This is a genomic window from Acinetobacter higginsii (assembly GCF_000369845.1).
Classification (GTDB): domain Bacteria; phylum Pseudomonadota; class Gammaproteobacteria; order Pseudomonadales; family Moraxellaceae; genus Acinetobacter; species Acinetobacter higginsii.
In genome coordinates, this window is record NZ_KB850211.1 from 658,135 (window position 1) to 681,055 (window position 22,921).

Genomic DNA, 22,921 nt, shown 5'->3' on the forward strand with positions numbered 1-22,921 from the left:
ATCTGCTAATTTTATAACAAAAACCCGAAGGACTTCCTTTGGGTTTTTTATATGATGGGATTTAATAAATCACTACTTTTATAACATCATGCGTATTTCTTTATTGTATTTGGGTACGGCGATTTTAGCCATTTTGCTGCTGATTTCCGGAATTCAGCCTTTTGATCGAACCACGTGGTGGCTTGAAGTGATACCTGTATTGATTGTGGTCCCGTTATTATTTGCGACTTATAAAGCTTTTCCACTCACTCCTCTATTATATGGACTGATTTTCTTGCATGCCATTGTGCTGATTGTGGGCGGGGCATATAGCTATGCGCGTGTGCCGTTGGGTTTTGAAATGGCACAATGGTTTGGTTTAGAACGTAATCCTTATGACAAAATTGGACATTTTATGCAGGGCTTTGTCCCTGCCATAGCTGCGCGTGAAATCCTGATCCGCAACCATATTTTAAGCAAAGGCAAAATGCTCAGTTTCATTGTGATCTGTATTGTATTGGCCATCAGTGCCAGCTATGAATTGATTGAATGGGCGGCTGCATTGTCTTTGGGGCAAGGGGCAGAAGAGTTTTTGGGGACACAAGGGGATGAGTGGGATACACAGTCAGATATGTTTTTTGCCTTGATTGGGTCGATCACAGCCTTATTGTTATTCTCTCGATGGCATGATCGACAAATAGCAGAGTTAATGTCGTAATTTTTACAGTAATGAATCTGCCATTAAGACACGGCAGATTCATTTTTTTGTGAATATTTGGCGTACGCTAGCGCAATCAATAGAATCGCTAGACCACCTAAACTTAATACAAAACCCACCCAAATCGGTGCTAACCAGCCCATATTATGACTGAGGACCCAACCACCCAAGAAAGCACCGAGCGCATTGGCTAAGTTGAAAGCTGAGTGATTTAATGACGCAGCCAAAGTTTGTGCATCACCTGCAATATCCATCAAATGAGTTTGTAAGGCACCACCAAGACCGATCACGGTAAAGCCGATCAAGAATAGGGCCGCAATCGCAGTATAGAGATGAGACATCATAAAGCTGGCAGCGACAAAAGCGAGTGCTGAACTGATCAAGATGCCAATAATGGTTTTAAACAGATTTTTATCTGCCAACCAGCCAGCAACCAGACCACCAATCACCATACCTACACCCCAAATTGCAAGGGCCACAGGCACCACACGAATATCGGCATGGGTATATTCGGTTAGAATCGGTGAAACATAACTATACACCGAGAACATGCCACCAAAGCCAATTGCACCAACGGCAAGGGTCAGCCACATATTGATATTTTTTAAACCCGCCAACTCGGCTTTGATACTGGCCGTTTTCTGCAATGGAATATTGGGAACAAATAGACTGACACCAATCAGGGTAATAAACGCAATCACCGCAGAAAACTCAAAACCTGATTTCCAGCCAAATTGTTGACCCAACCATGTGGCAATCGGCACGCCAATGACATTAGCAATCGTTAAACCCATCATGACTTGTGCAATCGCTGTGGCACGGCGTTGTTTGCCTGCCAGTTCAGCCGCAACCAATGCCGCTACGCCAAAGTAAGCACCGTGTGGAAATCCTGCAATAAAGCGAGACAGTAGCATGGCTTCAGGTGTAGTGGCAAAAGCGGTTGCTGCATTGGCCAAGCCATAAAAAAGCATCAAGCTAAGCAATAGTGTCTTACGGGGTACTTTTGCGCCTAAGATCGCAATAATCGGTGCACCCACCATGACACCGAGTGCATAGGCGCTGATGAAATAGCCTGCATGTGGCACACTGACATTTAAATCGGTGGCAATTTCTTGAATCAATCCCATTGCCACAAATTCAGTAGTACCAATACAGAAACTACCCACTGCAAGGGAGAAAATAACCAGGAATAAGGAATAGTTGGGTGAGGGAGATGAGTGCAAGGGAGAGCTTGACGAGGACATAATATCTCGAGTCTAAAAGTACCGCCGTATTATATTCGACTCGCTTTGGGAAAGGTGAAATAGAACACAATTTTTATCTCAATTGGTTTGGGGGCGGTACTATATAAAAACACAATAATTGAATGATAATTATTTTCATTTGTGTATAATGCAAAGCAGAAATTTTTAGCTGAATTTTTATAAAGGGTGGGAAAAGAGTGAAAAAATTATTAATTAGTCCATTGTTGCTTGTTTCAGTTTATAGCTTTGCTCATGAGCCCTATGTTGCGCCGCTTGCTTATACAACAGAACAAACCCAAGTCGCAATTATCTCGGGTTATGCAGAAGAAGCTTTACAAAGTGAATATGCATTAAAAAATGCGAAGTTTGAAATTACCGCACCGAATAATACGAAAACCACAATTGAGCCAGATTCTAAGCTCAGTTCGGCAACTGTATTTGATTTGAAATTGCCTGAAGCAGGGACTTATACGGTCAAAACCAGTGCCAGTTATCCGTTGAAATATGTACAAGATCAAAAAGAATGGAAAATGTTCTTTGATATGCCCGCAGACAAAGCACCTGCTAAAGCTGAGCGTGATTTTGTCATTCCTTCAGATTTAAAAGCGAAAAAATTTACACCTGTTGAAATTACCCGTGAATGGACATTTTTGACTTATGTGTCTAAAGAGAAGAATACGCCAGTGCAAGTAAGCACAGCACCGATTCAAGTTGAATTTTTAACCCATCCAAGTGAGCTAAAGGCCAATCAAACGGTGAAAATTAAAGTATCGAAAGCCAATCAAGCTTTGGCCAATGCCAATGTGGCCATTCGTGCCAAAGGTGCAACCGATAAGCAAGGCATTAGCTTGAAGACAGCCGCAGATGGCAGTGCTGATTTAGTTTTTGCTAAAGCAGGCGAGTACCTGATTGAGGTCAGCGAAGCAGTTGATGCGAAGCAAAAGCCAAGCAATCAGTTCTATAGCATTATCAGTGTTGCTGTAAATTAAGAAGCGGAAAGGCTAATTCATCTGAATTAGCCTTTTATTTTGATGTCAATTTTATTGATTTGACTCATCATCCATCGCATTACTATAAAATTTAACGCCCAATTTAATGCGATCACGACCATTGCTCATACGCCAGCGATTGCTATCTCTGAGTGAATAGACACAGCCACAATATTCTTGTTGATAGAACTCTTCACGTTTGCTGATCTCCAGCATACGGACTGCGCCGCCATGTTTTCGCCAATTATAATCCCAATATTGGATATCTGGATAATGCGCCGCTGCACGCAGGCCACAGTCATTAATTTGCTGCATATTCTTCCAACGTGAAATGCCTAGTGAACTGCTGATCAGACTAAAGCCATGTTCATAGGCATATAGTGCGGTACGTTCAAAGCGCATATCAAAACACATGGTACAGCGAATGCCTTTCTCAGGCTCATTTTCCATACCTTTGGCACGGGCAAACCAGTTATCCGTGTCATAGTCACAATCGATAAACGGAATATTATGCTTTTCGGCAAAGCGAATATTTTCCTCTTTGCGGATTAGGTATTCTTTGACTGGATGAATATTCGGATTATAGAAAAAAATTGAAAAGTCGATGCCAGACTCAATCAAGGTTTCCATCACTTCACCTGAACATGGTGCACAGCATGAATGCAGCAACAGTTTGTCGTGTCCTTCAGGTAGGCTGAGTGTTTGGCGTTCAAGCGTCTTTTGACTTGGATGAGGCATCGTCGGCATGGTCTGCAAAAGTGAATTGTTTATTGTAAAAGCTTTAAACGTCTGTGGAGCTCTAATTCCATGAAATGTTCTCAGTTCATGCTGAAAATTTTTTAATACCAAAAGCACCAGTGTATCAATTGCAATTGGTGTGCTGAGTTTTTAAACGCCCGTGAACGGGTAAATAATGAAATAAAAGTCATGTTGAGACAAACTAATTAATATCATGTTAAGATGAATTAAATTCAATAATGGTAGTGGTCGTGTTAGAACTCCGTCATTTAAAAACGTTAATTGCTTTAAGAGAGCACGGTTCATTGGTATCTGCAGCGACAGATTTATGTCTTACGCCATCGGCAATCTCACATCAATTAAAAGAATTGGATCACTGGTATGGGGTGGAAGTGGTTAACCGTCGTAGCCGTCCTGTGAGTTTTTCCAATGTGGGTGAACGTTTACTGAAACTTGCAGATGATGTACTGCCACAGGTGCAAATTGCACAAACCGATATTACCCGTATTGTGCATGGGCAAACGGGACGAATTATTTTCTCATCGGAATGCCATAGCTGTTTTGATTGGCTCATGCCATTACTCAATCAATATCGCCTGCAATATCCAGATGTGGACCTAGACTTTGCAGCAGGCTTTGAGTCTAATCCGCACGAGTTATTGCAAAATGCGGAATTTGATTTATTGATTACCGCTGACCCGATTGCATTAAAAGGGATTGAGTACTTTCCGATCTTTGAATATGAATCTCGTTTAGTGCTTTCCAACACTCATCCCTTGGCGCGTGCTGAACAGGTTTCAGTCGAAGATTTGGCAGAAGAAACTTTAATTACCTATCCCGTCGATAAGCATCGTCTTGATATCATGGCGCACTTGTTTATCCCTGCCAATATTCAACCCAAACATATTCGTACTACTGATCTTACTCAGATGCTGATTCAATTGGTTGCCAGTGGGCGTGGTATTGCAGCTTTGCCTGATTGGGTGGTGAATGAGTATGAGCAAAAAGGTTGGGTAGTAAGCCGTCGTTTAACCTGTGTTTCACCACAAGGATTGAGACGTACCTTATATGCTGGTTATCGAACAGAAGATAAGGAAAAAAACTATTTTGAGGGCTTTATTAAGCAACTTGAAAAGTTTTCTAAGATGCGAACGGTTTATTACGAGCAATAATTGAGTTTTGATTGCAATTTAAAGGGTAGAGGGAAATAGCCTTCTACCTTTTAGCAATAAGATAATGCATGCAAGCATTCAATATTTAAGACTTGCCAATGAGAAGAGATAAGATTCCTGCGGCAATCAATGGACCTACAGGAACACCGCGTAATAGCGCAACGCCTGCAACCGTTCCAATCAGAAGTCCTGCAACTACATCGGGTTGATTACTCATCAGTTTGACACCGCGTCCACCGAGCCACGCCACTAATAACCCAACTGCAATCGCAGCCAATGATTTAATACTGATAAATGATTTTAGAATGCTTTCACCGCTGATTTTGCCGCTTGCGATCGGTGCAAGGACACCAATGGTCAGGATAATAATGCCAATATTCAAACCATGATTTTGAATATAGGGGAAAAACTGATTTAGAGGAGTCAGTTTAACTAAGATCAGGCATGCTGCTGCGACTGTGACTGCCGTGTTTTGACTAAAGATACCGCAACCCAATAAAACAAGCAGAACCAATAAGTTGACATCAAATTGTGAAAACATGCGCGAAACGTTTGCGGGAAAGAAAGTTGAATTATATCGTAAATTGTAGGTTAACTTCGGTTAAATTCATTTTAACAGTAGAGGCGATGGCCTTTTCACTCATACGTTTGTAGATTCTCCAAAGTATTAAAAAGCCATCTTTCAACTAAAAGTTGAAGATGGCTTCCTTGTGTGAAAGAGATTAAGCCAGTTTTTTGAATGCTCCATAATAGGCAATTTGCTCATCCCAGAACTGTTCCCATAAATCGCAATATTCAAGGCAAATTTGGCGGATCGATGCATATTCAGATTCAACACAGGCCTGTGCCAATACGAACCATAAATCGTCTTCATGATCATCATCAGCCGCTTCCGCTGAGGCATCATGTGAAACACCATGAACATAGTAATAACCGCTATTAACATCAAAGCCGATAGCGTTGGTTGCTTGACGCAATGCAGGACTAAATAAAATGACTTCCTCTTCCGCGACTGCTAACAGGGCAGAAACGGCTTGATAGCTATGAAATGAGTTTTCCAGATAATTGCGAACACGTTGTGAAATAAGAGAAGGTTGATAGTCATTCCGTTCTGCTTGACTGAGTTCAAAGTCATTTAACACATCTTCAAATAGTGGGTAGTGGGCATACTCAGGATTGCCTGAATAGTAACCTTCTTCGTCTAAACCAGGACGGAAACCAAATTCATCCAGAATATTAAGATTAAGTAAAAAACGAGGGAACATTTTTGAACCAGAGAGTAAGCGCGGTTCTAACTGTTTGGTTTGAAATTGAGCCATTAATAAAGCATCAGTAAATACTTGTACGATGGCATGGCGATATTCTAAATGAATGTGTTTTAAGGTTTCTTTATCAATTACACCATCATTTAAAAGTTGAATAGCTGGATGGCGTGAAACAGGGTGATTTGAAATTTCTGCACGTAGTTGTTTCAGAAAGTTCAGGTTCTTGTTCCATTGTTCTGCAGAAATACTATTCTTCATTCCTTCAATAGCTTTCTGTCTTGGGTCGTTAAAGTTTTCAAATTTTTTTGGCATAGTCTTGTACTCGATGAATTAATAATATTATTGCTTTTCCAATTATTTAGTTAGATTTTGTTTGGTTGCTTATGAATATAACTATTAGTTCAACCAAAGAACTTTTTATTGGATGATTTAAATATAAAATGAATTTTTTGTGAAATCAATTTATTAAGTCGGCTAAAAAATAGCAAGAAAGTTTATGAATTAACTTAACTGTAAGTAAACAGTGAAGTGTTTCACGGAAAAAACAAATATTTTAAAAATAGAAAGATTTTTTTACAAATGATCTTGTATGTAGACTGATTTTTACATACCCTATAAAAGGAACAATAAAGAAAATACGACTTTTCTATTAATGCTCTTAAAATAACATAAACATACATAGTGGCCAGAATTTTCCAGCATGTAAACTATGTCTAAATAATGCATTAAGTTTTTTGATAGAATTCTACAAGGATAATAAAATGTCAAAAAAAGAAGATATTATTGCAACGGCTCTAGACCTTTTTAACCGTCATAACTACAGCTCTGTGGGTGTGGATCGAATTATTAGTGAGTCGGGTGTTGCTAAGATGACGTTCTACAAATACTTTCCTTCCAAAGAGAACTTGATCGAAGAGTGCTTGTCTCGAAGGAATAAAAGTATTCAGGCGGCCATTGAACATGAAATTAGCTTAATCGAAGCAGATGATTATTTGGGGAAAATCAAGGCAGTCTATTTTTGGCATTTATCTTGGTTCAATTCCGATGATTTTCATGGTTGTATGTTTCAAAAAGCTTCTTTAGAAATTCTACAACAATATCCCTCTATTATTGGGCCAATTGTCGAATATCGAGAGTGGTTAATGGCTTTGGTTGAAGATTTATTTGAAAAGGCTAAAGTATTTCAACCTCATGTGCTTACTGCAATGTATATTAATATTTTAGATGGCATGACGGCTTATGCAAAAGTGAATAAGGATCATGCTCAAATCGAAGAGTGTTGGTATTATATTGAGCGTTTGATTCATTTAGAGGCGGCTTAATTAATTATTTTGTTTAGTTTTTTTTAATGACGGTTTTATGAAAATTAATATAAATAAAAAATTAAGCTTAATTTAACTCATGTTTAAAAAAGAAAAACCGAGGTTAATACCTCGGTTTTCTAGATTATTGATTGAAATTTATTTTTCAACAAATGCACGTTCGATGACATAATCACCCATCACGCCCATGCGTGGTGATTCAACTAAACCATGTTCATCAAGCAGTGCTGCAACATCTTTAAGGAAGGCAGGGCTACCACACAACATGGCACGGTCAGTTTCACGGTTAAAACGTGGTAAACCTATTTTTTCAAATAGTTCGCCAGATTCAATTGCAGTCGTTACACGACCTTGAGTATGGAACGGTTCACGTGTCACCGTTGGGTAATATACCAATTTGTCTTTAATCCCTAATTCTTCAAAGAACTCGTGGTTTGGTAGTTCATTTAAGATTAGATCTTGGTAAGCAAGTTCGGATACATAACGTGTACCGTGAACCATAATTACTTTTTCAAACTTTTCGTAAGTTTCAGGATCACGAAGCAGGGAAAGGAATGGAGCAAGGCCAGTACCAGAAGATAAAAGGTATAAATTTTTACCTGGTAATAAATCGTCGTGTACTAAAGTGCCTGTAGGCTTTTTAGAAATCAGGATCTCGTCGCCCACTTGTACTTTTTGTAAGATAGAAGTTAATGGACCGTCTTGTACTTTAATAGAGAAGAATTCGAGTTCTTCTTCATAATTCGCACTCGCGATCGAATAAGCACGCATTAAAGGCTTACCATTCACTTCAAGGCCGATCATCACAAACTGACCATTTTTAAAACGTAAGCTGGTGTCGCGTGTAGTTTTAAAACTGAAAAGCGTGTCATTCCAGTGGTGAACATGAGTAATGCGTTCAACGTTAAAAGCAGCCATTAAAGGTCTCGATCACAGTTAAAAGAAACAGATGGCTATTCTAATCTAAAATCATTCTCGATAAACTGAATATATTTAATTGTGTTTATAAGAAAAAGTGATGAGCAACTCAGTAGTCATGCCGATCATTGGCCATATGCATTCGCCTTATCGTGAGAAGTTTGGTATTCCACGACAGCCAAATCTCGTACAAGTCGAGTCCTATATAGAGATGGCGGAGCCTTATAACGATATTCTGGCTTTTGAAGGTATCGAAGATTTTAGTCATTTGTGGCTGTTATGGCAGTTCCATGAAAACAAAAATCAAGATAACTCTTTGAATCAAATGTCTAAATTTCGTCCACAAGTGCGGCCGCCACGACTCGGTGGTAATCAAAAAATAGGTGTTTTTGCCACGCGTAGTATGTATCGTCCATCCCCAATGGGCTTGTCTGTGGTACGTTTTTTACGTGTTGAAAAGCAGGCTAAGTCAGTTCGCCTGTATGTTATGGGCAGTGATCTACTGCATGGTACACCGATCTTAGACATCAAACCGTATATCCAATATTCGGATGCGATTGCAGATTCACAGAGTGGTTATGCGCAAGAAGAGCCAATCCGTAAAACAGTGCTTTGGACGGAAACTGCACAGTCACAACAGCAACAGTTATTAAAGCAGAGGATTTTGGATAAAAAGATATTCGATGAATTGGAACAAGTGTTATCTTTAGATCCACGGCCTGCGTATCAAGATGATGCGGAACGGGTCTATGGTATGTGTTTTTCAGAATTGAATATTCGTTTTACAGTGGATGATCGGAGTGTCACAGTTGTCACTGTAGAGCAAAGCTAAAAACTTTAAAAAAATAATTGAGTCATATATTTGGGGAACTGACGGTGATACAAGCACAGGCAAAATTTGCAAACTTTTCGTTTACGATTGACGTGACGTGGTGTTTAGAGCAACTACTGAAAGATGGTCGTATAACTGAACGGGATAAGTTACTCATCCAAACCACGCATCGTCAAAAAGATCAGTTGAAATGGCATCCGTTACAGTGGATTGCCAATTTTAATTTAAAAGATCAACTTAATCTGGGTTCTACGCTAGCACTCAATCGTTTGTGCCAGTGGCTGGCTGAAAAAGCAGATGTTCCTCTCTTTGTGATTGACCCACTGAAAGCCGATGTAGCTGCTTTAACCAGTGTGATGTCACAAGAATTTGCGGTAAGAAACCATATTTTAGCGGTGGAAGTGCATGCGGATCGGATTCTCATTGGAACAGATCAACCCTTTACCACTGAATGGCTCACCAACTTGGAGCGGAGTTTAGCACCAAAGAAAATTGAGAAAGTGCTGCTCAATCCAGAACAACTGCAACGTTATCTGGTTGAATATTATCAAGTCAGTCGGGCGGTCAGTTCATCGCAAAATGCCAGTATTTATGATCGGGAAAATAAAGGTGTTGAGGCATTATTACAATTGGGCGATACCCAAAACCCAGATGCCAATGATCAGCATATTGTGAAGCTGGTGGATTGGGTGCTGCAATTCGCATTCGAGCAAGGCGCCAGTGATATCCATTTAGAGCCAAGGAAAGATAAAGGCAAGGTGCGTTTCCGTATTGATGGCGTCTTGCACACGATCTATAACATGCCTGCCAATACACTCACTGCAGTGATTTCGCGTATTAAAATCTTGGGTCGTATGAATGTGGCTGAGAAGCGAAAACCGCAAGATGGGCGCTTAAAAACGCGTACACCGAAAGGGCAAGAAACAGAATTGCGTCTTTCTACCTTACCGACCGCCTTTGGCGAAAAGTTGGTGATGCGTATCTTTGACCCAGAAGTGTTGGTCCGTAGTTTCCAGCAATTGGGTTTTGAAGGGCATTTGTTGCAGAGCTGGCAGCAACTGACACAACATAGTCATGGCATCATTTTGGTAACAGGCCCAACAGGTTCAGGTAAAACCACCACACTGTATTCATCGTTAAAACAACTGGCAACCGAACAGGTCAATGTTTGTACCATTGAAGATCCGATTGAAATGCTGGAACCAAGTTTTAACCAAATGCAGGTCAATCCAAACATTGAATTAGGCTTTGCAGATGGGGTTCGTGCCTTAATGCGTCAAGACCCTGACATTATCATGGTCGGTGAGATTCGTGATCACGATACTGCAAATATGGCGATACAAGCGGCATTAACAGGGCATTTGGTGCTTTCTACTTTACATACCAACGATGCGCCGTCGAGTTTGACGCGTTTACATGATCTTGGAATCCAACCGTTCCTTACCGCAGCAACAATTTTAGGGGTATTAGCACAACGTTTGGTGCGTCGTCTTTGTCCGCATTGCAAACAGCAAACCGCCATCAATGAGCAAGAATGGGAACATCTCACTTTTGACTATATGATGGATATGCCGACTACAATGTATAAGGCTGTAGGATGCGAGGTGTGTCGTCAGACCGGTTATAAAGGCCGCGTTGGCATTTATGAATTCATGCCAGTGAGTTTGGAGTCAAAGTCGTTGATCAGTGCAAATTGCACACTCAATGATTTAAGAGCACAGGCCAAAAAAGAAGGGATTGAGCCCTTGCGTATTGCAGGGGCACGTAAAGTCCTTGAAGGGGTAACCACTTTGGAAGAAGTTTTACGCGTGGTGCCTCTGAGTTAAACAGAAAATTTGAATCTTCAGATTCACCTCATCTTCATTTGTTTTAATGCCTACATCGAAACGAAGAAGCCACAATGAGGGTATCAAGATGAACGTTTTTTCTAAAGTTGCAGTGATTACGGGTTTGGTTGGTGTGACAACTTTTGCAGTTGCAAATACAGGTGCAGTGAATCAGCAGGCGCTGGCACCAACTCAAATCACTACCGTTAAGCAAGCATTGACGATGAAAGATGACACACCAGTGCAATTAAAAGGTTATGTGGTGAAAGCAACAGGTGATGAGAAATATCAGTTTAGCGATCAAACAGGCTCAATCACCGTCGATATTGATGATGACTTATGGCAAGGTAAAGCTGTATCGGCAAAAACACCTGTGACATTGATTGGTGAAATTGATATTGATTATAAACCTGCCAAGCGTGTTGAGGTTGATGTAGATCAAGTTCAATTCTAAGCAATCGGATCATCCCAAAAGACCACATGACAATCATGTGGTTTTTTGCTTATGCTTTATTCTCATAAAAATGTTATAGATCAAGAGAGAGGATTATTTTATGCGAATTTTATTGGCTGAAGATGATGCCTCTCAGGCAGAGAGTATTAAAGACTGGTTAGAGATGGATGGTTATAGTATTGATTGGGTTGAACGTGGTGATCATGCCATCTTGGCGGTCGAACAGCATCAATATGATTGCATCTTACTGGATCGGGGCTTACCACAGGCCACAGGGGATGACATTCTGAAAGCGATTCGCCGTCAGGACAGCAAAACTCCGGTTATTTTTATTACGGCCAAAGATCATATTCATGATCGGGTCGAAGGTTTAGACCTTGGTGCTAATGATTATTTGGTGAAGCCATTTAATTTAGAGGAATTATCGGCACGGGTCCGTTCACAATTACGCCAGCATCAAGCCCAAGCAGGGCTGTATCTAAATTTTTCCGATTTACAGCTAGACCCACAAGCCAAAACACTGAGCAAAGCAGGACAGGCCATTAATCTGACCGCAAAGGAATTTCAGATTTTGCATAAACTCATGCAAAAGCCCGATCATATTTTGACACGGGAACAATTGGAAGAATCCTTATATGCATGGGGGGATGAAATTGAAAGTAATGCCATTGAAGTGTTTATTTATCAGATTCGGAAGAAAATTGGCGGGCAATATATTAAAACCATTCGTGGTTTAGGCTATCGCATGCATCAGGAATAACAGCATGAAAGTGGTGTCTTTACAAAGCAAACTGGTTAAAACCTCTTTAATCAGCTCCGTCGTTGCAGGATGTGTGGCACTGCTTTTATTCGCGATCATTTCTGCTTACCAAACCATGCAAGTACAAGACGAAATCATGGATGAGATTTCAGATATGCTGCTTATCGCGGATTTAACTACCCCCTCTGGGCAGCAAATTGATGAGCTCAGTGATCAGTTTGATATTCAATATCGCTTAAGCAATCAACAGCAAGTACTCACCCAGTCAGAAGACTTTCAACTCGACCAACAGTATTACAGCTTGATTGATGCAGCACATGGCGACTACGGTTTGATTTGGCAGAAAGGTCAGTTATGGCGAAGTTATGCGGGTGAAGATGAAAATTCGCATATGCAAGTGTTGATATTGCAACCTTTGGAAGAACGTTTCCAAGATTTGCTGCATAACTTTGTGGGATATGCGCTGGTCTTAATGTTGGTGTGGTTAATGCAGTGGATCATGCTGCATTTTCTGATCAAGCGCCAATTTAACGTAATTCATCAATTATCAAAGCAAATCTCGGCCAAGAATGCGGATGATCTTAGTCCTGTTCAAGCGGGTGAGGTGGAGTTAAAAGAACTACAACCGATGTTGGGTCAGCTTAATCGCTTATTACAGCGCTTAGACCAGTCCCTACAGTCTGAACAACGTTTTACCGCGGATGCCTCGCATGAGTTACGTTCTCCTTTGTCTGCGATTCAGATGCGTTTGCAGTTATTGCAGCGTAAATATCCAGAACGCGCAGTTGACTTTAGCCAAATGCAGCAGGATGTGAGTCGAGGTATTCAAATTTTAGAGAATTTATTGTTATTGGCACGTTTAGACCCAGAGCACACGGATAATTTGCCCAAGACTTATCTTTCGATGCAGGAGAGTGTTGAAGAGGCAATACAGGCACTTCACTTATTTGCCAAGGAAAAGCATATTCAATTGCATTGGCAGGCTGCAGCAGATCTGCAGGGGCAGATTCTTGCCAATCAGCAGTTGATCTTTACCTGTGTTCGAAACCTTGTGGACAATGCCATTCGATACACGCCAGAACATGGACAAGTCTATATCTCTTTACAGCAACAGCAGCAATATTTGGCTTTGATTGTAGAAAATGAAGGCCAAGGGATGGATACAGAAAATTTAGCACGTTTGGGTGAACGTTTTTATCGGGCTTTGGGAAGCAAAACACAAGGCTCTGGTTTGGGTTTATCGATTTGCAGCAAAATTGTCGAGTTACATCAAGGTAAAATTCAGTTTGAACAGTCCCAATATGGTGGTCTGAAGGTCAGCATCCTGCTTAAACGTTAAGTTGGGTTGGGGTTGAGATCAAACGCATTAAAAAAGCAGTATGCGCTGACATACTGCTATTCCCACGTTTTTTGTTATTGTCCGATTATTATTATATTACTTCGTTAAAATCAGGCGATTATTACGGGTTAAACGTAAGCGATATTCCTCACCAGCATGCATGATGCGGATTTCGCGACCTAAGGCAAAAAGGTTGTTTGAATGCAACATTGGCAATGATTGAGCTGCATCGGTACTACGAGTAAATAGGCTGAATGGTGCGTTCATTTGTTATGCTCCGTGGTGTGTTTTTTAATGTTTTAAATGATAATCATTATCGAATAGACCTGTCAACGGAAATTTTAAGAATTTACAAAATCATCTATTAATTTTATTTTTTGACATGGGAATGCCGCGTGGAATTCCTTAGAATGAATCTGAAAAGATGAGAGATTTTAAACGGTTATGACAAAGGCTACAGTTGATGTTGCGATCGCAATTTTATTACACAAAACTAAAGTTTTAGTGGGTTGGCGACAAGCAAACCAACATCAGGGTAACAAACATGAATTTCCTGGCGGAAAAGTCGAACCAGGGGAAAGCCCTGAGCAGGCTTGTCGTCGAGAAATTTATGAAGAAGTTGGCATTGGTTTAAAAGAGTGGCATGCTTTTGATGTGATCCGACATGAATATGAAGACATCATTGTCAATTTACACTTATTCCATGCTTATGTACCTGATGAGTTACTTAATCTTATTCATCAACCATGGGCTTGGTATAACCGTGATCAATTGATTGATCTCAATTTCCCGAAAGCAAATGCCGCAATTCTGCAACGTTTGAGTTGGCCACATCTGATTAAGATTAGTGATCAAATCGACGCTTTGCCTCAACAACAGGTGCTATTGTATTGGCGTATACAAACGGATGATATTCAGCAAATTGAGCAACAGCTTGACGCTTTGAAGGTTGATCAATTGAGAAAACTCATTATCAATCTTGATCTGTGGCAAAAATTGAATGTAGAGCTGCAAAACAAGATACAGACCATTCATTTAAAGCAATCGCAGCTGATGAGTTTAAGCAAAGGTGGTTTGATTGTAGGGAAGCGCTTTATTGCTGCTTGTCACGATGCCGTGTCTTTACAACACGCTCAGCAGATTGGGTGTGATGCCGTGCTTTTGAGTCCTGTACATGCCACAGAGACGCATCCAGAAACGAAAGTATTGGGGTGGGATCGTTTTCAGGAATTGGCACAGAATAGTGATATTCCTGTATTTGCTTTAGGTGGGCTTGCACCGGCAGATTTAGAACAAGCCCAAAAACATCATGCTTATGGGCTTGCTGGAATTCGACAGTTTAGTTCAATTGATTAAGCTTAAAGTGTCTGAATGGTTCTACGTGCTTCTTGGGCCTTAATGGTATGACCGCGTGCTTCGCTCGCTTTCAGGATGATAAACCAAAGCTGTTTCTTCATAGCGTTACTTTGCGCATAACTTAAGCCACGACGTGCCAATGCTTCGGCATTGGCATATTCTTTGCGCTGATCGGCAATCATGGCCAAATACAAATAAGTTTCCGTTGCTTGTGGTGCAATGCGTTGTGCTTGTAGGGCATAACGTTCAGCTTCAGCAAGTTGTTGCTGCTTATAAGCCACTTGTGTTTTCTGCATTAAAGTCTTAAATGCAGGCAACTGGCTACCATCATTAAACTTCTGCTGAACCTTTTGTTGCGGAACAACAACGGGAACACTTTGACGTTTAATTTCTTTCTGTTCATAAGGTGTAATTTTTACACCAGAAGAAGGTTGGGTGACCTTCTTCTTTTGCGAGCTACTCGTTGGTGGCTGATTTGCAGGTTTGGTAGTTTTCTCTGGTGCAGTTGTACAACCTGCGAGTAGCAGCACACCAAGTAGAACCGTGGTTTTATTCATCATGTCCAATCATCCTTGTAAACTTAATTGTCACTGTTACCGTTATAGCTGCCGCTAGAAATAACGCGTGTTGGAGTGTGATTGGATAAATCTGTATCCATTTGAGTTTCACTTTCGCGAATATAGTTGCTTATACCGTCATTATGATCATCTGTAGGTGTTGCATCGTTCGGAATATAAGTTGGTTCTACTTCGTAGTGAGATTGACCGCATAAGGTTGCACGACGTGGTACGGTCTGACGCAGTAATGGAATATACATCGCACCATCACAGCCTTGAGCAGATAAATCACCGCTGGCACTATCAATCCATTGCCATTGAACATTATCGGTTTGGCGCAGATTGACAGGTTCTTGACGGAGCTGTTTCATCACATTGATCCACACAGGCAATGCACCTGATGAACCGGTTAAGCCAGTGACTTTATTGTCATCCAGACCTAACCAGACAACTGCAACATGATTGCCAGAATAACCTGCGAACCATGAGTCTCTGGTGTCATTTGTAGTTCCAGATTTACCTGCTAAATTCAGTGATTCTGGTAGGCTGTTATATGCAGAACGACCCGTACCAGAACGCATCACTTGCTGTAAACCATAGTTAATAATGTATGCAGCTGCTGGGTCGATGGTTTGTTGTACATTCAAGCCATAACGTTCCAGTAAATGGCCTTTGGCATCGACTACGGTACGAATTGAACGTGGTGGGTATTTAAAGCCACCTGTCGCAAAATTACCGTAAATGCTCAATACTTCCATTGGTGACATATTTACAGCACCAAGGTAAATCGAAGGGTAGGCAGGGATATCAGAACTTACCCCGAACTGTTTGAGCTTATTGCTGAATGCAGATAAACCAAATTCATTGGCTAAGCGTACAGTAGAAAGGTTGTATGAATTTGCTAATGCTTGTTGCATTGGCACAACACCATGTTCACCACCACTGTAGTTCTTCGGTGTCCAGCTCTTATCACCATCAATCGGAATATTGACTGCACTGTCTTCAATTGGGCTTGCCCATGTATAACGCCCAGATTCGATTGCATTTAAATAAATAATTGGTTTGAGTAATGAACCCACTTGGCGCTTAGCATCTAAGGCACGGTTAAAGCCTGTAAAGTCTTGAGTGGAACCCACAGCTGCAACCAATTCACCATTTTCAGGATGAGCAACCAATACTGCACCTTGTAAGTTTTTCAAACGGGCAGGGTTGGCTTTGGCTAAACGATCGACAGTGCTCTTAAATGCATTTTGGACTTGGGTCTGTGCAATTGGATCAAGTGTGGTAAAGATTCTTAAGCCTTGATTGGTAATATCACTTTCTTGGTATTCAGTACGAAGTTGACGACGCACAATATCCAAGAAATCTGGGAATTTTGCAGGACCTAAAGTTGGTTTACTCACCACGTTTAATGGACGTGCAATTTCATCTTGGTATTCAGCTTCTGTTAAATAGCCCATCACTTTCATGTTGTTTAACACAACATCACGGCGCTTTTTCGCAGATTCAGGATTACGCCAAGGATTATATAAAGAAGGGCCTTGAACCAGACCAACCAAGTAGGCTTGCTGTGAGATATTCAGCTCACGTAGAGGTAAGCCAAAATAAAACTGTGATGCTAGACCATAGCCATTAATCGAATAGCTACCATTTTGGCCTAAATTCACTTCATTTAAATAGGCTTCAAGAATCTCATCTTTGCTGTAATGTAATTCAATCAATATAGCCATCAATGCTTCATTGACTTTACGTTTCAGCGTTTTCTCTGGTGATAGATAGAAATTCTTGACCAACTGCTGCGTTAAAGTTGAACCACCTTGACGGCGACCACCTGTGGCATTACTGACCAAGGCACGTGCTGTACCACGGATCGAAATACCATGATGATGATAGAAATTACGATCTTCTGTTGAAATTAGTGCTTCAATCAGAGTTTTTGGCACTTTATTTAGTTTGATTAGAACGCGGTCTTCATTGTGCTGTGGATAGATTCCACCAATCAATAAAGGCTCTAAACGAGCGACACCTGTACTCGAAGGTTTGGTTGAACGGATTTCACTCACCTGACCATCAGCGAAAGCAAGTTCTAGCACTTGCTCAGGTTCATTACTATCGCCATAGTCAAAACCGCGGGTATGTACATACATCTGGTTGCCTTGTACTACATAGCTACCAGACTTGTCATAATTCGCTGTGTTTTTGTAACCCAGTAATTTTAACTCTTGGGTAAAATTCTCTTGAGTAATCGGTGCACTAGAATAGATTTCTAATGGGCGAGCAAACACCTTGGCAGGGATGTCCCAACGCTGACCTTCAAACTTGTCACGAATAATATTATCCAAGCGGATCAGATAGATACTAAAAGCAACAAAGACACCTATCACTAACATTGAGAAAATGAGTGCTAGAAAACCAATACCACGTTCAAACTTCATAGATTTGCGTTAAAACCAAAACAATGTCGGTAATGATGCGATAGCTTATTGTCATTTTGCAATCATAAAACTGTGAATAAATAGCAACATGCAATAAAAACTTTAAGAATGCGTTGACATTAAACGTATAAAAAAACAACGGATAGACATTTTTATACTTTTTAATCAATCATCAACGCAACATTGGTTGTTAATGATATGATAGTCAGTAATCGCGACGGAGCTAAATTATTCGTGCAAATTTCACATAAATCCTTTCGAAATATTGGTCTAATTGGACGACCAGACAAGTATTCTGTAGTAGAAACGTTATGTTTAATTCATGATCATTTGATCACTTTAGGTTTAAACCCCGTTTTTGATCAGGAAACAGCCAAACTGGTGCCTTATAGTTATGGGCAGACAGTGAGCCGAAATTTACTTGGGGAAGTGGTTGATTTAGTTGTAGTTGTAGGGGGTGATGGTTCACTTTTACATGCTGCACGTGCATTGGTTCGACATAATACGCCTGTAATTGGAATTAACCGCGGTCGACTGGGCTTTTTAACAGATATTAAGCCAGCAGAAGCGATATTTAAACTTGATCAGGTGCTACAAGGTCAATTTCAGCTAGATCGCCGTTTCTTGTTGGAAATGGAAGTTCGTACCAATGGTGAAACGATTTATGATGCAATTGCATTGAATGATGTGGTTTTACACTCTGGGAAATCGGTTCATATGATCGATTTTGAACTGAATATTGATGGACAATATGTCTATCGTCAGCACAGTGATGGCTTGATTGTTTCAACGCCAACAGGTTCAACCGCATATTCACTGTCAGGTGGCGGGCCAATCTTACATCCGAGTATGGATGCGATCGCCTTAGTGCCGATGCATCCACATACGTTGTCGTCACGACCGATCGTGGTGGGTGGTCACAGTGAAGTTAAAATTACCATTCGTGAAAACCGTGTTTTGCCGATGGTCAGTGCCGATGGTCAACATAGTGTTGCATTAAATGTCGGTGACACGGTGCATATTCGCAAACATCCGTTTAAACTAAGCTTATTACATCCACCTGGTTATGACTTCTATATGGCATGTCGTACCAAATTGGGGTGGAATCAAGATTTTGAATCTTTTCAACAGGATGACTCATGAATATTGAACAAATGCTCGCTATTTTAAATCCTGAAATTGTTGAGCGTCTTCGTACTGCTGTTGAAATTGGTAAATGGCCAAATGGTATTGCATTAACCAAAGAACAGCGTGAAATCTGTATGCAGGCGGTGTATGCATGGGAAATGGAACATTTACCAAAAGAGCAGCGTAGCGGTTATATCGATCGCGGTACTAAAGAAGACGGTGAGGAGTGTGATGATGACCACCATCACAACGAACCAGAATTCAAACCGATTCGTTTTGTTTAATTTAAGAAGCTCAGTGATTACTGGGCTTTTTTTATGTTTACAAAATATAATAAAGAATCTTATGAAACATTTAAAATCTGTTTATGCACTATTATCTCTTATATTTTTTAGTGATGCTGTATTGGCTAAACAACCCATTGAATGTTTACTCAAGGTGAAGGTCGTTGCCAACCAGAAATACACTTCTCCCCAAACCGAATATACAAGTATAAAGAACGATGGTTATCCCATGTTATTGATTGGGATTCAGGTGATGGAGTCGCAATCAATACGAAGCTCCCAAAAGGTCAAAGCGCATCATGCATATTGTAAGGCACTTATAGGTCAACAACGAGATGCTTATCTTTCGGGTCCTTACGATCCTAACAAGATTACAATCAAAATAGGTGATCACCTGAAGCTAAGAAATATTCATTCTTCAGGTCGGGAATATCCGTTTTGGCCAGATTTTTATTATATTGAAACTTAAAACCAAGGCTATCCGATATAACCTGGTCATTCGTATAATCAGAAACGACTCTTCCACAATTCTTTCGCTTTTTCCATTGCATCATCATAGCTATTGACTACACCCATGGTATACAACGCGATTCCCATCGTTTCGACGATTGCCAATTCGCCATATTCATGCGTATGTTCGCCCAACCAAACCGCTTTAAACACAGCTAAATCAAGCTCTTCTTCAATCGGACTACGGTCAGGGGTTAACTTTGGTAGTTCGTGTTCGTACAATTCACCATTTTTAATGCCACAAATTAACGTTTTGGCATCAGGATTACGTTCAAACTCACCACCTTCACCTTTAATCACTGCACTGTTTTGATAACCCAAGCGGAACGCCGTTTGTTGATGTGAGGTTCGATAAGCAGGGTGGAAGATCGCTTGTAAGGTTGCTTTGGCATTAAATGGATTAATCAAGCGTGCCAAGGTGTGAATTGGAGAGCGGAGTCCCATCACATTTCTTAGCGAGATCAATTCACTTAGAATTGGCGAGATGGCTTCAAGAGGAAGGTAGGCAAAGTTGTGTTGTTGCAGTTGCTCACGAACCTCCTGTTGATTTTGACAAATTGAATAGCCTAAATATTGTAAAACTTGTTCGGTATAAACGCGGTTAATGGTATGACCTGATGCACCATGCATCACAATCTTGTAACCATGATGTGCTAAAGTCAGTGCTGCCAATAAGAACCATGGATAGTGCTTACGCTTGCCTGCATAAGAAGACCAGTCAAGATCGACATCAAGTGGCTGAAAGTTGAGTTGATCACGCGTAGCTTGGACAAATCCTGCCAGTTCATCGACAGATTCTTCTTTAACACGGAGTAGCATTAAGAATGCACCCAACTGCACATCCAAGACTTCATCTTTTAAAATCATGCTAAAGGCTTGATAGGCTTCTTCATAACTAAGTGAACGGGAACCTGTTTTGCCTTTACCTAAAATACGCACATATTGAGCAAAAGGATGTTCAGCGGTTTTATAGATATTACGTTTTGTGTTCATGGTCGTATTGAAGGTTGTCACAAAGAATAAAATGAATATGACATAAAACTGAGCTGTGTAGCATAAAAAAACCAACAAGCTGTTTAATCAATAAGCAACTGTTGTCTAAAGATAGACGATGCAAACAAAATTATTGACCGAATCAGTCTAGTGATTTGATGTAAACGGGACATGACATCCCATCTAAAAGTTATTAGCATGGCTGCGAACAAATTTTTAAGAACAATGAAAGCGAAAGGAAATAATGATGTTAGCTTACGATTCAGATTTGGAACTCTTCCGCGATAACTTTAAACGCTTTATGAGCGAGCAGATTGCACCGCATTATGAGCAATGGGAACGTGAAGGCATCATGCCACGTTCTGTATGGAACGCTTTGGGCGACAATGGATTCTTGTGTGTCGATGTCCCAGAAGAATACGGTGGTTATGGTGTGCCAACCCATTATTCATTGATGTTGGTTGAAGAGTCTGCACGTGCGGGCTACTGTGCATTATCAACCGCGATTTCATGTCACTCTGAAATTGCAGCACCGTATATCCAACACATTGCAACAGAAGAACAAAAACAGTATTGGTTGCCAAAAATGGTATCAGGTGAAGTAGTTGGTGCCATTGGTATGACTGAACCGGGTGCTGGCTCAGATTTACAGGCGATGCGTACCAGTGCCATCCTGCAAGATGATCATTATGTATTAAATGGCTCAAAAACCTTTATCTCAAATGGTCAGCATGCGGATCTTGTGGTTCTTGCAGTAAAAACTGATCCACAAGCACGTGCGAAAGGTGTGTCACTCATGTTAGTGGATACACATTTAGAGGGCTTTAAAAAGGGCACTAACCTCGACAAAATCGGTTTGCATTCACAAGATACTTCAGAGCTGTTCTTTGATAATGTCAAAGTACCGAAAGATCAATTGTTGGGTCAAGCAGGGCAAGGTTTTGCTTACTTGATGCAGGAGCTTCCGCGTGAACGTACCGCGATTGCTTCAACTGCATTGGGTGCAATCCGTGGTGCAATTGATTTAGCAACAGCATATGTAAAAGAACGCCAAGCCTTTGGTCAGGCAATTTCACAATTCCAAAATACACGTTTTGTATTGGCGCAAGCAAAGATTGATGAGTTGGCAACAGCCGCTTTCTATAATCAAAACGTGGCTTTATATAATGAAGGAAAACTGGATGTAGAAACGGCCGCAGCCTTGAAGAGCTTTAGTACTGATATGCAAATGAAAGTGGCTGATAACTTGCTGCAATTATTTGGTGGCTACGGCTATATGACTGAATATCCAATTTCACGCTTCTTTGTGGATGCGCGCATTCAACGTATTTATGGCGGAACCAACGAAATCATGAAAGAAATCGTGGCGCGTGGCATTATCGGTAAAGCTTAATTCGCATTTATCTCGTCAAACAGCCTGCTTTCGAGCAGGCTGTTTTTGTTTTCATTATTTGCTCGATTGATGAAGAACAGGATAGTTTTGCTGTTTAGGCAATTGCTGTAAGGTTTGATTGATCTTGCGTAGAAACTCATCGGCTTCATCTTGCCGAAAAATATCTTCCGTATATTCACTGCGTTGTTGAAAGCGGCCACAGCCTCGTATTTGCATATTAGATGGATTAAAGGTCCAATCATTGGTGTTTTTTAGGTAAATGCTTAAATCACTTTCACAACTTTTCCATAAATTTAAGAATGCATCCGATTGTTCTGACTTAAATCCTTTTGCAGGGTAAACCGTAAAGCCCTTCATTGCGGGATCGGCATATTGAATAAACCGCTCAACGGGCATACCTCCCCAAAGGATTGCAGTATTTTCAGGTAAGGCGATGCCTGTTAAGTTTTGTTCTTTTAATGCATGAGTTTGCTGATGGGTCTGTCTAAAGTGTTGTGATTGATAAATCAATTTGGTTTGAGGGGGGATAGGAATTCCTCGAGCCTGACTGTTCATTGGAGTGATAAAGTAAGGCGAGCGATCGGTGCCATTGCAACCTGCAATTATAGGACAGCCACCACATGCCGTTAAACCGATATTGATTAGACTCAATAAACCTAAGCCGAAAATCTTATTCATTGTATTTACTGTTGTTATGAGATCTTCTTGC

At 40.7% G+C, this 22,921-nt stretch carries 24 protein-coding genes; 14 read left to right on the plus strand and 10 right to left on the minus strand.

Annotated features, from left to right (window positions below):
- The first annotated feature begins 88 nt into the window (after positions 1–88).
- Entirely contained in the window at positions 89–697 is a 609-nt protein-coding gene (locus F885_RS16865; protein WP_005313311.1) for a DUF2238 domain-containing protein, read from the plus strand.
- A 23-nt stretch (positions 698–720) separates the two neighbouring features.
- Here the strand turns inward: F885_RS16865 and F885_RS16860 are convergent, their stop codons facing one another.
- Positions 721–1,941: an MFS transporter gene (locus F885_RS16860; RefSeq protein ID WP_005313312.1), complete on the minus strand. Its 1,221-nt coding sequence runs from the start codon at positions 1,939–1,941 to the stop codon at positions 721–723.
- Positions 1,942–2,138: 197 nt separating this feature from the next.
- Between F885_RS16860 and F885_RS16855 the strand changes: the two genes are divergently transcribed.
- Complete coding sequence (locus tag F885_RS16855; RefSeq protein ID WP_005313315.1) at positions 2,139–2,930, plus strand: DUF4198 domain-containing protein; 792 nt, start codon at positions 2,139–2,141, stop codon at positions 2,928–2,930.
- Between the two features lie 51 nt (positions 2,931–2,981).
- On the opposite strand, the gene F885_RS16850 is transcribed toward F885_RS16855, so the two are convergent.
- Entirely contained in the window at positions 2,982–3,677 is a 696-nt protein-coding gene (locus F885_RS16850) for an epoxyqueuosine reductase QueH (protein WP_005204312.1), read from the minus strand.
- A 242-nt stretch (positions 3,678–3,919) separates the two neighbouring features.
- Between F885_RS16850 and F885_RS16845 the strand changes: the two genes are divergently transcribed.
- A complete protein-coding gene (locus F885_RS16845) occupies positions 3,920–4,840 on the plus strand; it encodes a LysR family transcriptional regulator (protein WP_171068183.1) in 921 nt (306 codons plus the stop codon).
- Between the two features lie 85 nt (positions 4,841–4,925).
- Here the strand turns inward: F885_RS16845 and F885_RS16840 are convergent, their stop codons facing one another.
- Together F885_RS16840 and F885_RS16835 are read right to left on the minus strand one after the other, a co-directional pair.
- Positions 4,926–5,381 carry a DUF441 domain-containing protein gene (locus F885_RS16840; protein ID WP_005204306.1) on the minus strand — a complete coding sequence of 152 codons (456 nt, stop codon included), beginning with the start codon at positions 5,379–5,381 and terminating at the stop codon, positions 4,926–4,928.
- Between the two features lie 181 nt (positions 5,382–5,562).
- Entirely contained in the window at positions 5,563–6,417 is an 855-nt protein-coding gene (locus tag F885_RS16835) for a hypothetical protein (protein WP_005313320.1), read from the minus strand.
- Positions 6,418–6,866: 449 nt separating this feature from the next.
- On the opposite strand from F885_RS16835, the gene F885_RS16830 reads away from it, so the two are divergent.
- Positions 6,867–7,427 (plus strand): TetR/AcrR family transcriptional regulator, encoded by a 561-nt coding sequence (locus F885_RS16830; RefSeq protein ID WP_004806520.1) that lies wholly within the window; start codon positions 6,867–6,869, stop codon positions 7,425–7,427.
- 138 nt (positions 7,428–7,565) lie between these two features.
- Here F885_RS16830 and F885_RS16825 read toward each other — a convergent pair whose 3' ends face one another.
- Positions 7,566–8,345: a ferredoxin--NADP reductase gene (locus F885_RS16825; protein WP_004806522.1), complete on the minus strand. Its 780-nt coding sequence runs from the start codon at positions 8,343–8,345 to the stop codon at positions 7,566–7,568.
- Positions 8,346–8,463: 118 nt separating this feature from the next.
- Here F885_RS16825 and tsaA point away from each other — a divergent pair, with 118 nt between their 5' ends.
- The 5 genes from tsaA to F885_RS16800 all read left to right on the plus strand — a co-directional run bounded on the left by tsaA (position 8,464) and on the right by F885_RS16800 (position 13,556).
- Positions 8,464–9,177 (plus strand): tRNA (N6-threonylcarbamoyladenosine(37)-N6)-methyltransferase TrmO, encoded by a 714-nt coding sequence (gene tsaA, locus F885_RS16820; RefSeq protein ID WP_005313323.1) that lies wholly within the window; start codon positions 8,464–8,466, stop codon positions 9,175–9,177.
- 47 nt (positions 9,178–9,224) lie between these two features.
- Complete coding sequence (locus tag F885_RS16815; protein WP_032858997.1) at positions 9,225–11,003, plus strand: type IV pilus assembly ATPase TfpB; 1,779 nt, start codon at positions 9,225–9,227, stop codon at positions 11,001–11,003.
- Between the two features lie 88 nt (positions 11,004–11,091).
- Positions 11,092–11,457 carry a NirD/YgiW/YdeI family stress tolerance protein gene (locus F885_RS16810; protein WP_005313330.1) on the plus strand — a complete coding sequence of 122 codons (366 nt, stop codon included), beginning with the start codon at positions 11,092–11,094 and terminating at the stop codon, positions 11,455–11,457.
- 100 nt (positions 11,458–11,557) lie between these two features.
- Positions 11,558–12,217 carry a response regulator transcription factor gene (locus F885_RS16805; RefSeq protein ID WP_005313334.1) on the plus strand — a complete coding sequence of 220 codons (660 nt, stop codon included), beginning with the start codon at positions 11,558–11,560 and terminating at the stop codon, positions 12,215–12,217.
- Between the two features lie 4 nt (positions 12,218–12,221).
- The gene (locus F885_RS16800) at positions 12,222–13,556 is read left to right on the plus strand and encodes a sensor histidine kinase (protein ID WP_005313340.1); all 1,335 of its coding nucleotides are present in this window, start codon (positions 12,222–12,224) and stop codon (positions 13,554–13,556) included.
- Positions 13,557–13,652: 96 nt separating this feature from the next.
- Here the strand turns inward: F885_RS16800 and hemP are convergent, their stop codons facing one another.
- Positions 13,653–13,823 (minus strand): hemin uptake protein HemP, encoded by a 171-nt coding sequence (gene hemP, locus F885_RS16795; RefSeq protein WP_004653932.1) that lies wholly within the window; start codon positions 13,821–13,823, stop codon positions 13,653–13,655.
- A gap of 177 nt (positions 13,824–14,000) precedes the next feature.
- On the opposite strand from hemP, the gene F885_RS16790 reads away from it, so the two are divergent.
- Positions 14,001–14,912 carry an NUDIX domain-containing protein gene (locus F885_RS16790; protein WP_005313343.1) on the plus strand — a complete coding sequence of 304 codons (912 nt, stop codon included), beginning with the start codon at positions 14,001–14,003 and terminating at the stop codon, positions 14,910–14,912.
- A gap of 2 nt (positions 14,913–14,914) precedes the next feature.
- On the opposite strand, the gene F885_RS16785 is transcribed toward F885_RS16790, so the two are convergent.
- Together F885_RS16785 and mrcB are read right to left on the minus strand one after the other, a co-directional pair.
- Positions 14,915–15,472 (minus strand): tetratricopeptide repeat protein, encoded by a 558-nt coding sequence (locus tag F885_RS16785; RefSeq protein WP_005204291.1) that lies wholly within the window; start codon positions 15,470–15,472, stop codon positions 14,915–14,917.
- A gap of 20 nt (positions 15,473–15,492) precedes the next feature.
- A complete protein-coding gene (gene mrcB / locus F885_RS16780; RefSeq protein ID WP_005204288.1) occupies positions 15,493–17,904 on the minus strand; it encodes a penicillin-binding protein 1B in 2,412 nt (803 codons plus the stop codon).
- A 234-nt stretch (positions 17,905–18,138) separates the two neighbouring features.
- On the opposite strand from mrcB, the gene F885_RS16775 reads away from it, so the two are divergent.
- From F885_RS16775 to F885_RS0120035, 3 genes are all read left to right on the plus strand, one after another.
- Positions 18,139–19,047: an NAD(+) kinase gene (locus tag F885_RS16775; protein ID WP_032858932.1), complete on the plus strand. Its 909-nt coding sequence runs from the start codon at positions 18,139–18,141 to the stop codon at positions 19,045–19,047.
- Positions 19,044–19,316: a YeaC family protein gene (locus F885_RS16770; RefSeq protein WP_005313347.1), complete on the plus strand. Its 273-nt coding sequence runs from the start codon at positions 19,044–19,046 to the stop codon at positions 19,314–19,316. Before F885_RS16775 ends, F885_RS16770 begins: the two co-directional genes overlap by 4 nt.
- Before the next feature lie 61 nt (positions 19,317–19,377).
- Positions 19,378–19,785, plus strand: coding sequence for a hypothetical protein (locus F885_RS0120035; RefSeq protein ID WP_032859000.1), 408 nt, complete (start codon positions 19,378–19,380; stop codon positions 19,783–19,785).
- Positions 19,786–19,823: 38 nt separating this feature from the next.
- On the opposite strand, the gene F885_RS16765 is transcribed toward F885_RS0120035, so the two are convergent.
- On the minus strand, positions 19,824–20,819 hold the full coding sequence (locus F885_RS16765) for a glycosyl transferase family protein (RefSeq protein ID WP_005313353.1): 996 nt from the start codon (positions 20,817–20,819) through the stop codon (positions 19,824–19,826).
- Positions 20,820–21,066: 247 nt separating this feature from the next.
- Here F885_RS16765 and F885_RS16760 point away from each other — a divergent pair, with 247 nt between their 5' ends.
- Positions 21,067–22,212 carry an acyl-CoA dehydrogenase family protein gene (locus F885_RS16760; protein WP_005313355.1) on the plus strand — a complete coding sequence of 382 codons (1,146 nt, stop codon included), beginning with the start codon at positions 21,067–21,069 and terminating at the stop codon, positions 22,210–22,212.
- Positions 22,213–22,266: 54 nt separating this feature from the next.
- Here F885_RS16760 and F885_RS16755 read toward each other — a convergent pair whose 3' ends face one another.
- Positions 22,267–22,890 (minus strand): hypothetical protein, encoded by a 624-nt coding sequence (locus tag F885_RS16755; RefSeq protein ID WP_005313358.1) that lies wholly within the window; start codon positions 22,888–22,890, stop codon positions 22,267–22,269.
- Positions 22,891–22,921 lie beyond the last annotated feature (31 nt).

Coding starts and splice junctions, on each gene's coding strand:
- F885_RS16865 (WP_005313311.1), top strand. CDS start 89: ATGCGTATTTCTTTATTGTATTTGGGTACGGCGATTTTAGCCATTTTG.
- F885_RS16860 (WP_005313312.1), bottom strand. CDS start 1,941: ATGTCCTCGTCAAGCTCTCCCTTGCACTCATCTCCCTCACCCAACTAT.
- F885_RS16850 (WP_005204312.1), bottom strand. CDS start 3,677: ATGCCGACGATGCCTCATCCAAGTCAAAAGACGCTTGAACGCCAAACA.
- F885_RS16840 (WP_005204306.1), bottom strand. CDS start 5,381: ATGTTTTCACAATTTGATGTCAACTTATTGGTTCTGCTTGTTTTATTG.
- F885_RS16835 (WP_005313320.1), bottom strand. CDS start 6,417: ATGCCAAAAAAATTTGAAAACTTTAACGACCCAAGACAGAAAGCTATT.
- F885_RS16830 (WP_004806520.1), top strand. CDS start 6,867: ATGTCAAAAAAAGAAGATATTATTGCAACGGCTCTAGACCTTTTTAAC.
- F885_RS16825 (WP_004806522.1), bottom strand. CDS start 8,345: ATGGCTGCTTTTAACGTTGAACGCATTACTCATGTTCACCACTGGAAT.
- tsaA (WP_005313323.1), top strand. CDS start 8,464: ATGCCGATCATTGGCCATATGCATTCGCCTTATCGTGAGAAGTTTGGT.
- F885_RS16810 (WP_005313330.1), top strand. CDS start 11,092: ATGAACGTTTTTTCTAAAGTTGCAGTGATTACGGGTTTGGTTGGTGTG.
- F885_RS16805 (WP_005313334.1), top strand. CDS start 11,558: ATGCGAATTTTATTGGCTGAAGATGATGCCTCTCAGGCAGAGAGTATT.
- F885_RS16800 (WP_005313340.1), top strand. CDS start 12,222: ATGAAAGTGGTGTCTTTACAAAGCAAACTGGTTAAAACCTCTTTAATC.
- hemP (WP_004653932.1), bottom strand. CDS start 13,823: ATGAACGCACCATTCAGCCTATTTACTCGTAGTACCGATGCAGCTCAA.
- F885_RS16790 (WP_005313343.1), top strand. CDS start 14,001: ATGACAAAGGCTACAGTTGATGTTGCGATCGCAATTTTATTACACAAA.
- F885_RS16785 (WP_005204291.1), bottom strand. CDS start 15,472: ATGATGAATAAAACCACGGTTCTACTTGGTGTGCTGCTACTCGCAGGT.
- mrcB (WP_005204288.1), bottom strand. CDS start 17,904: ATGAAGTTTGAACGTGGTATTGGTTTTCTAGCACTCATTTTCTCAATG.
- F885_RS16770 (WP_005313347.1), top strand. CDS start 19,044: ATGAATATTGAACAAATGCTCGCTATTTTAAATCCTGAAATTGTTGAG.
- F885_RS0120035 (WP_032859000.1), top strand. CDS start 19,378: ATGAAACATTTAAAATCTGTTTATGCACTATTATCTCTTATATTTTTT.
- F885_RS16765 (WP_005313353.1), bottom strand. CDS start 20,819: ATGAACACAAAACGTAATATCTATAAAACCGCTGAACATCCTTTTGCT.
- F885_RS16760 (WP_005313355.1), top strand. CDS start 21,067: ATGTTAGCTTACGATTCAGATTTGGAACTCTTCCGCGATAACTTTAAA.
- F885_RS16755 (WP_005313358.1), bottom strand. CDS start 22,890: ATGAATAAGATTTTCGGCTTAGGTTTATTGAGTCTAATCAATATCGGT.